Source organism: Bacillus sp. JJ722 (assembly GCF_036963345.1).
Lineage (GTDB): Bacteria > Bacillota > Bacilli > Bacillales > DSM-1321 > Bacillus_AD.
In genome coordinates, this window is sequence record NZ_JBALMO010000258.1 from 1 (window position 1) to 8702 (window position 8702).

Consider the following 8702-nt stretch of genomic DNA (forward strand, 5'->3'; position numbering starts at 1 on the left):
AGCGCCCGGTTAGTTCCGTATGGACTGGAGCCCTCCGACTGAGATAAAGGAAACACGAAGAGCAGGTAAGCGATTCGATGTTGACTTATCGTAGGGAGGATGGTGAAGTCCACTAGGAGCTGGGCGCTGGAGCTAGACAACATAGAAAAGCGGAAGCGCCCGGTTAGTTCCGTATGGACTGGAGCACTCTGATTAGGGTATGAGTCTACTAAGAGCTGATTGGCTTCCATAACAAAAAAATAAACTACGTACTGATAATTATAAAGGAGGATGATTATGATGAAGCTAAATGATTGGTTTAATAAAGGATTAACAGAGGAAACTTACATTAATGGGATGACGGTAAATCGAGATAACATGGAGAAAATAGCGAATCAATATATTTTAAAAAATGTAGAAAAAGCTCAAGCACTACAAAAATACAACTTACGTGCTCTGATTTTAACTGCAGATTGGTGTGGAGATGCCATGATGAATGTACCAGTCTTCATGGCCATTGCAAAGGAAGCTAATATTAAAACAGCGTTTTTCATTCGTGATGAAAACCTTGAATTAATGGACCAATATTTAACAAACGGAACGGCTCGCTCTATTCCAATTATCGTCCTCATCGATGAAAATGGTGAAGAATTTGCTAAATGGGGACCTCGTGCAGCGAAAGTTCAAGCAATGGTAGATGATAAAAGAAAAGTACTGCCTGCACATGAAGATCCAGCTTTTGAATCAGCAATTAAAGAATTCTACGCAATGATTGGCAAGCTTTATACGACCGACCAAACTCTATGGTCTGATGTAGAAGAAGATATGTTCCATACATTTGTAAAATAATTAACATACTCAAATACTGCAGTAATTCAACAATTACTTGTCGAATAATAGAATAAGGGATAGACTGATGAGTCCATCCCTTATTTATATACTCACATCATAATTCCACCATCTACATGTAAGATAGAGCCATTTACATAGTTCGCTTCGTCTGAAGCTAAATATAGATATGCATTCGCTATATCTGCTGGCTTACCCAATCTTTGTAGAGGAATTGTGCTTGTTATTCTTTCTATAACTTTAGCTGGAACGGTTTCGACCATAGAAGTCGCAATAAAACCAGGTACAACAGCATTAACCGTAATTCCTTTTCGACCAAGTTCCTTCGCCCACGTTTTTGTCATCCCAACAATGCCGGATTTTGCTGCAGCATAATTTGTCTGACCTACATTACCATACACACCCGAAACTGAGGATGTATTAATAATCCTCCCCGTTTGATTTTGAATCATATGTGGCACTACCGCTTGTGTACAATGAAATAAACCAGTTAAGTTAACATCAATTACACTTTGAAAATCCTCAATGCTCATTTTTGTTAACATCGCATCTTTCGTAATACCTGCATTATTGATGAGTATATCAATCTTTCCAAAATGTTCAACTACAGCTTGAACCATTTTATCCACACTTTCACGGTCTGCTACATTCACATGAAATGAGGCAACATGATTTGCATACTCTCCTAGCTCTGAGATTTTTTCTTTCGTCCCATCAATAGAATAATCTGCGATTGCAACCTTTGCACCTGCATTCAGAAACACATTAACCGCTTCCCAACCAATACCGTTTGCGCCACCAGTAATAATCGCTACCTTATTTTGTAATTTCATACTTTCGCCCCTTGCTTTTTATGAAATACCCCAAACCACATTCTACCATATTTTCAAAATAACAGTGTAATTTACACATATATAATATTTACATATGTTAAAATAACCTAAAAAGTTACAATTATTTATAAATGGAGGTAAAAAGTGAGCAAATCAATAACCATACATGTAACCGGTCGAGTACAAAAAGTAGGCTTTCGTAAATTTACTGTAAAAGTAGCTGAAAAGTTTCATATTAAAGGCTGGGTCCGCAATACGCTAGAAGGCGGTGTACATATTGAAGCTGAAGGAGCTCCGCATAATCTTGATATGTTTATTAAGCGTGTTTCAAAAGGACCTTTTTTCTCTAAAGTAAAGAACATTTCTATAAGCGAAACTCCTACCTCATATGGGTATGAAGTATTTCAAGTAAAAATGGATTCATGAAATCCCAGCATCGTCTCATTCTTTTCGTGTACAATATTTGAAAGTAACACTTTGATCCGTAATAAGAAAGGGTGCTAATATGAAACGTGTTGCCATAATTGTAGAAGGGCATGTTCAAGGCGTCGGCTTTCGCTACTTTACGACCATTAAGGCTGAAGAACATCATATTACTGGATGGGTTCGCAACAAAGAGAACGGTGATGTAGAGATTGAAGCTGAAGGTAAAGCTCATAATCTCGAAGGGTTTATTAACAATATTCGTAAAGGACATCGCTTTGCACGTGTTGATAACGTAACGGTTCGAGAACTTGATACTATTCATGGTTATGAAAAGTTTAAACAAATATATTAATAAGACTTCATTGATTAAGACCGAGAAAAGTTCTCGGTCTTAACTTATGCTTTAGAAGCTAATTCAATTGCTGCATTTTACTCTTCGCCCAATCATAATTTCCACCATATGTCTGCATCGTATAATCTTTCAACCAATAGGTTTTATGAAACAGTTGATTTAAAAAGTAGCGGTCATGTGAAACAGCTAGAATTGTACCCTCAAAATCATCGAGAGCTGACTCCAAAACTTCTTTCGAATCAATATCTAAATGATTCGTTGGCTCATCCAATATTAAAAAGTTTATATTTGAATGCATAAGCTGCGCTAGGCGAAGTCGCATTCGTTCACCACCACTTAGACTTTCCACTCTTTTAAATACAGCATGACCATAGAATAGGAATGAAGCGAGTATATGCCTAGCTTCACCCTCGGTTACTGCCACTTCTTCTCGAAAGACATCTAACACCGTCATCCTCGGATGATTGTAACGATGATGTTGTGATAAATAACCAATCTTCACATTGCTGCCTAACTTCACTTCTCCATCATCTTGTTTCACTTCACTAAGCAATATCTTCAGAAGCGTACTCTTACCTGTTCCATTATCACCAACAATACAAGCTCGTTCATTGTAATTAAGCTGTAAATTAATACTATGAAACAGAAATTCATCATTGTAAATTTTTGCTACTTCTTTCATCACCACTACTTCTTTCCCGCTACGATCTTCAGCCATAAATTGTAAGTTGATTTTCTTTCGTTCTAACACCGGCTTTTTGACTTTCACCATGCGATCTAAAGCTCGTTGCATATTTGTTGCTCGCTTATGCAAACCTTCACTCGGAGGATTTGAACGATTTGCCCATTCTCTTAAGCGTTTAATGGCTTCTTTCATTTTTTTAATCTTCTTTTGTTGCTCTTGATATTGTTGAAACTCTAACAATAGCTTCTTTTCTTTTTCCTTCACAAAGCCTGAATAGTTTTGATGATAGATTGTGATTTCTCCATCTTCTAAATCAAAAATTTTCGTTGTAATTGCATCTAAAAAATATCGATCATGTGAAACGATGATAACCGTCCCCTGATAACTCTTCAAATAATCTTCCAGCCACTCAACAGCACTAATATCCAAATGGTTCGTCGGTTCATCTAACAGCAACAAACTTGGGCTTTGCAATAAAATATACGCTAAATTTACTTTCGTTTGTTCACCGCCACTCACTTGCTTGAATGACAATGACAATAGAGACTGAATACCAAGCCCATGTGCTACTCTTTCAATTTTTGAATCTTTTTCATATCCTCCCATTTCAAGAAAGCGATCTTGTAGAGAACCATACTCATTCATATATTTAGTTAATTTTTCTTCTTGTGGCTCACTCGCCATTTTCTCTCCTAAATAAGCAAGTCTTGCTTCCATTTGCGCTAATTCAGCAAAGCTTGATTCTAATACTTCTCGACATGTCCATTCTGAATCGACATGTGGAATTTGTGCTAAATAGCCTACAGTCGTCCCTTTCTTCATATGAACCGCACCTTTATCAGGTGTTTCTAGGTTAGACATGAGCTTTAAAAGCGTTGACTTCCCACTACCATTCGCACCTACTAACCCAACATGATCACGTTCCTGAATTTCAAAAGATAATTCACTAAATAGCTGGCTACCTCCAAATATTTTACTAACTGAATCAAATGCACAAATACTCATATTTACTCTCTCCTTCTATATAAATCCTATTATTATTATTTTTTTCCAGACAAAAAAAGCCATAGGTATAGCATTCATCGCTTATACCCATGGCTTTTGCATACATATTTTTTCTGTACATAAAGAAACGTCAGCTAAAAAACGCCAACAAAAAAGGGCTATTACGCCCTCTTCATGTACGTATGTGTAATGGGGTGAAGAGACAATTGCGTTCTGTTTTCATTATGAAATTGTTCTGAAAAAAGGGCAGACTTCCCCCTTGAACATTTTCACCATGAAAAATTGCGCAGCAAATATATTTAAAATCTAAAAATTGCTCACGCAACACACCAGAACGTAACATCCGTCTCTACACCTCCTTTAATTCCAATATATATTCTGTATTATTATAATATTTTCTTCAGGAATAAACAATATTTTTCGAAAAGTACAATTAATTAAGTGTATTTAACGCTTGTTCAATATCACTCCAAATATCTTCCCATGCTTCCAATCCAACAGACAAACGAATAAGCTCATCTGTGATGCCCATTTCAAGGCGCTCTTTCTCAGGAATACCCGAATGTGTCATTGAAGCAGGATGTTGAATCAATGATTCAGTGTCACCTAAACTTACCGCTAGTTTCATTAATTTAAGAGCATTCAAGAAAGCTTGTGCATCTTGTTTGCTACCGTCTATTTCGAATGAAATAAGCCCACCGCTCTTCTTCATTTGCTTTTGTGTAATAGTATAGTCAGTATGTTCTGTATCTCCTGGATAATAAACCGCTTTTACTTTCGGATGAGACTTCAATTGCGAAAAAATCTTCTCAGCGTTTTCGCAATGACGATCCATGCGTACAGGTAACGTCTTCAAACCACGAATTAATAGCCATGCATCAAAAGGCGAAATGACGCCACCAATATCTTTTTGAGTAGTTGATCGCACTTCATCCATAAACGCTTTTGAACCAATTGCTATACCTGCAACAACATCACCATGACCACCAATATACTTCGTTGCACTGTGTACAACAACATCGCAGCCTAATTCCAATGGTTTTTGTAAATAAGGTGTTGAGAAAGTGTTATCCACAACCACTGTAATACCACGCTCTTTAGAAAATTTCGATACCATGCTTAAATCAATCATCTTCATCGTTGGATTTATCGGTGTTTCAATATAAATAACCGTTGTTTCAGGTTTAACTACTTGTTCCAATTCCTCTTCTGACGATAGCCAACTAAATGAATGTGTAATATTGTATTTATCTTTCATTAAAGTTAATAAACCGAATGTACATCCATAAAGCCCTTTAGAACAAACAATATGGTCGCCTGCTTTCGTTAAAGAAAACAATACAGCAGAAACAGCTGCCATGCCTGATCCGAAAGCAAGTGCTGCTTCTCCTCCTTCTAGAAATGCCATCTTCTCAGTTAATATATCGACAGTGGGATTACCTAAACGCGAATAAATATGACCAGCTTCATTTCCTGCAAAACGCTGCTCCCCTTGTTCCGCATTGTCGAAAATAAATGTGGATGTTTGATAAATAGGTACAGAAAGACTTCCATTATGCTTCTTTGAATCATACCCAAAATGTATAACCGCTGTTTCGATATTATTAAATTTATCTCCCATATTTTATCTCCTTTTCATTATATTCCCTATATCATTGTATGGTAAATGCACAGAAAATGTAAGTCATCTATCCTTGAAACTCCATACAAAAGAGACCATCCACATAAAGGATAGCCTCTTTCAAGATGAAATTTTTCATCCATTATTTCTTTTTGCGTTTTGGTAAAGGTTGGCGTGTTGGACGATTTGTTTTTCTTTCATCCACAATACCACCTTTATAGAATTCTTTCTTGCTTACTTGAACATTAAGCTTCTTCGCTAATTGTTTTAACTCTTTTTCCTCAGAAGCGGTGATAATACTGATGACTGTACCATTATTACCTGCTCTGCCAGTTCTTCCAGAACGGTGTGTATATTGCTCTAAAGTTCTAGGTAAATCAAAGTGAACAACAGTTGTCAGCCCCTTAATATCTAATCCTCTAGCAGCCACATCCGTAGATAGCATCATAGGATATAGTCCCTTTCGGAAACCTTTGATGGCTTGTTCACGTTCGCTTTTATTACCATCTGCACTTAATACCGCAACGTTCATTTTATTATATTTCATCTTCGTTGCGATGAAATCCATATCTCCAATATCCTTCATGAAAACTAGCGCTTTCACATCTTGTAAACGAGCAATTTTCTCTACTACATATAGTTTTTCACGTTTCTCACATACGAAATAAATATGCTCCACATTGCCTGAAAGAGTTGCATCCTTCTTAATTGAGATCGAAGCTGGTTCTTTCATATAATCTGCCAAGCGCTCAGCAACATCGTTGTTCACTGTCGCTGAGAATAGTAGAAGCTGACGATCCTTCATTGTGCTCTTAATAATAGCTGTAACCGTCTCAAAGTGCTCTGGAACTAGAAGTGTATCACCTTCATCTAAAACGATTGTTTTCACTTCATGCATCTTCATTTTCTTTTGTTGAATTAATTCTTGAATCTTTCCAGGTGTTCCTACTACAATTTGTGGCTTTTTCTTTAGCTTCTCAAGCTGACGCTTACTATTTGCTCCACCAATAAATGATGCGCAACGAATGTCACTACCGGCTGTCCAGTTAAGGATTTCTTGATGAATTTGCATTACAAGTTCTCTTGAGGAGGCTAAGATTACGGTTTGCAATTGGATAGATTTCTCATCAAGTTTCGTTAATAGCGGGAGTAAATACGCTAGTGTTTTCCCTGTTCCTGTTGGGGATTCAGCAATTACATCTTGGCCATTCATTATATTAGGAAAAGCTTGTTCTTGAACATTCGTAGGTGCTTGATAGCCTTCTTTCTTCCACGCTTCTTGTAGGAAGGAAGGTAATTCTTGTATAAATGAAGCCTTTGTCATAGTTATTCTCCTTCATACCACTTTATATAGTGTATTTTCATAGTATTCGTTCTTTCTATTTTCAACATTTTTCGTTTGAATATCAACTTTTCTATAGCTCCGACTAGCATATGATATATCGCTTCAGAAATCCAGCATTTTTCAGTAAAGCAGAAACATCTGTTTTTTTAAAACAGATAATGGAAATATTAACTTTACTTTGTTTTTTCAAAAGATATAGAAATATAATATTTTAATTGTTATACTCATCTACATCTACTCACTCAGAAAGGAACTTATCATGATGCAACATCTGTCTAAGAAACAATTAATTTTTATTAGTTTTATGCTTTTCTCCATGTTTTTCGGTGCAGGTAATTTAATTTTTCCAGCTTTCCTTGGAAGAGCATCGGGAACCGAAACATGGATTTCAATGGCTGGATTCATCCTTTCAGCAGTGGGATTACCTATTCTAGGGGTAATTGCGGTTGCCAAACTTGGCGGATTGGATGTTATTGGCAGTAGAGTATCACCGTTATTTTCTATCTTATTCCCATTGATTATTTACACTTCAATTGGACCTTTGATGGCCATTCCACGCTGTGCTACGGTTGCATTTGAAATGGGTATCAAACCATTTATGTCAAGTGATGAAGGCGTGCTAGGTATAGCACTTATTATTTATTCAATCGTCTTCTTCTGTATTGTTTTATGGCTAAGTCTTTCGCCAAGTAAAATCGTTGATCGCTTTGGCAAATTACTAACACCTACACTATTAATTCTTATTCTCATCATTTTAATAAAGAGTATCATTACCCCTTTAGGAGGGACTACTTCACCTATAGAAGCATACAGCGAAGGTGCCTTCTTCAAAGGCTTTTTAGATGGCTATTTAACAATGGACTTACTAGCATCACTCGCATTCGGTATAGTTATTGCCAATACGATTCGCACACAAGGCATTACTAACAAACGCAGTATTTCCTTCTCCATGATGGTTGCGGGAATTGGTGCTGGCGCCCTTCTAGCTATCATTTATAGTATTCTTGGCTTCTTAGGTGCTTCTAGTGGCGCTACATTCGGTGAAACTGATAATGGTGCATCTGTGCTAACACAAGTAATGGAACAATTATTTGGTAATGGCGGTATCATTCTTCTAGGCGTTCTTTTCACAATTGCCTGCTTATGCGTATCCATCGGACTCGTAATCTCATGTAGCCAATACTTTACTAACTTGATGCCTCGTCTAAGCTATAAGCAATGGGCTGTTGTCATTACCATTTTGAGTGGCATCATTGCAAACATGGGTTTAAACGCTATTCTTTCATTCTCTGTTCCTGTCCTTGGAATGATCTACCCTATCGCCGTAGTACTGATACTATTGGTATTCATAGATGACCTAATTAGCAGTAGTAAAATCGTGTATGTACTAGGTATTACTTTTACAACTATTTACAGTATTATAGATACACTAAACAATACATTATTAGCGAACAAGTTAACGGGTCTACTTCAAATTATGCCTTTATATGAATTTGGAGTTGGCTGGATTATTCCAGCCATAACAGGCATTATTATCGGCTTAATTGTTCAAAAAGTAACAAATAAAACAAAAGCGTAGAGTACCCGTTCAACGCCGTATGAGACTT

At 36.8% G+C, this 8702-nt stretch carries 9 protein-coding genes; 4 read left to right on the forward strand and 5 right to left on the reverse strand.

What is annotated here, in order from left to right:
- The first annotated feature begins 276 nt into the window (after positions 1–276).
- Positions 277–828 carry a thioredoxin family protein gene (locus V7014_RS23130; RefSeq protein WP_335510765.1) on the forward strand — a complete coding sequence of 184 codons (552 nt, stop codon included), beginning with the start codon at positions 277–279 and terminating at the stop codon, positions 826–828.
- Between the two features lie 92 nt (positions 829–920).
- On the opposite strand, the gene fabG is transcribed toward V7014_RS23130, so the two are convergent.
- The gene (gene fabG / locus V7014_RS23135) at positions 921–1661 is read right to left on the reverse strand and encodes a 3-oxoacyl-ACP reductase FabG (protein WP_335510767.1); all 741 of its coding nucleotides are present in this window, start codon (positions 1659–1661) and stop codon (positions 921–923) included.
- Between the two features lie 144 nt (positions 1662–1805).
- Between fabG and V7014_RS23140 the strand changes: the two genes are divergently transcribed.
- On the forward strand, positions 1806–2087 hold the full coding sequence (locus V7014_RS23140; protein WP_335510768.1) for an acylphosphatase: 282 nt from the start codon (positions 1806–1808) through the stop codon (positions 2085–2087).
- Positions 2088–2166: 79 nt separating this feature from the next.
- The gene (locus tag V7014_RS23145) at positions 2167–2439 is read left to right on the forward strand and encodes an acylphosphatase (RefSeq protein ID WP_335510770.1); all 273 of its coding nucleotides are present in this window, start codon (positions 2167–2169) and stop codon (positions 2437–2439) included.
- 58 nt (positions 2440–2497) lie between these two features.
- Here V7014_RS23145 and abc-f read toward each other — a convergent pair whose 3' ends face one another.
- The 4 genes from abc-f to V7014_RS23165 all read right to left on the reverse strand — a co-directional run bounded on the left by abc-f (position 2498) and on the right by V7014_RS23165 (position 7074).
- Complete coding sequence (gene abc-f, locus V7014_RS23150; protein WP_335510772.1) at positions 2498–4129, reverse strand: ribosomal protection-like ABC-F family protein; 1632 nt, start codon at positions 4127–4129, stop codon at positions 2498–2500.
- Between the two features lie 172 nt (positions 4130–4301).
- The gene (locus V7014_RS23155) at positions 4302–4472 is read right to left on the reverse strand and encodes an RAxF-45 family protein (RefSeq protein WP_335510774.1); all 171 of its coding nucleotides are present in this window, start codon (positions 4470–4472) and stop codon (positions 4302–4304) included.
- 90 nt (positions 4473–4562) lie between these two features.
- Positions 4563–5750: a methionine gamma-lyase gene (gene megL / locus V7014_RS23160; protein ID WP_335510776.1), complete on the reverse strand. Its 1188-nt coding sequence runs from the start codon at positions 5748–5750 to the stop codon at positions 4563–4565.
- A gap of 142 nt (positions 5751–5892) precedes the next feature.
- Positions 5893–7074, reverse strand: a complete 1182-nt coding sequence (locus tag V7014_RS23165) for a DEAD/DEAH box helicase (protein WP_335510778.1) — start codon at positions 7072–7074, stop codon at positions 5893–5895.
- A 283-nt stretch (positions 7075–7357) separates the two neighbouring features.
- On the opposite strand from V7014_RS23165, the gene brnQ reads away from it, so the two are divergent.
- A complete protein-coding gene (gene brnQ / locus V7014_RS23170) occupies positions 7358–8674 on the forward strand; it encodes a branched-chain amino acid transport system II carrier protein (protein ID WP_335510780.1) in 1317 nt (438 codons plus the stop codon).
- The last annotated feature ends 28 nt before the right edge of the window (positions 8675–8702 follow it).

Coding starts and splice junctions, on each gene's coding strand:
- fabG (WP_335510767.1), bottom strand. CDS start 1,661: ATGAAATTACAAAATAAGGTAGCGATTATTACTGGTGGCGCAAACGGT.
- V7014_RS23155 (WP_335510774.1), bottom strand. CDS start 4,472: ATGTTACGTTCTGGTGTGTTGCGTGAGCAATTTTTAGATTTTAAATAT.
- brnQ (WP_335510780.1), top strand. CDS start 7,358: ATGCAACATCTGTCTAAGAAACAATTAATTTTTATTAGTTTTATGCTT.
- abc-f (WP_335510772.1), bottom strand. CDS start 4,129: ATGAGTATTTGTGCATTTGATTCAGTTAGTAAAATATTTGGAGGTAGC.
- V7014_RS23130 (WP_335510765.1), top strand. CDS start 277: ATGATGAAGCTAAATGATTGGTTTAATAAAGGATTAACAGAGGAAACT.
- V7014_RS23145 (WP_335510770.1), top strand. CDS start 2,167: ATGAAACGTGTTGCCATAATTGTAGAAGGGCATGTTCAAGGCGTCGGC.
- V7014_RS23165 (WP_335510778.1), bottom strand. CDS start 7,074: ATGACAAAGGCTTCATTTATACAAGAATTACCTTCCTTCCTACAAGAA.
- megL (WP_335510776.1), bottom strand. CDS start 5,750: ATGGGAGATAAATTTAATAATATCGAAACAGCGGTTATACATTTTGGG.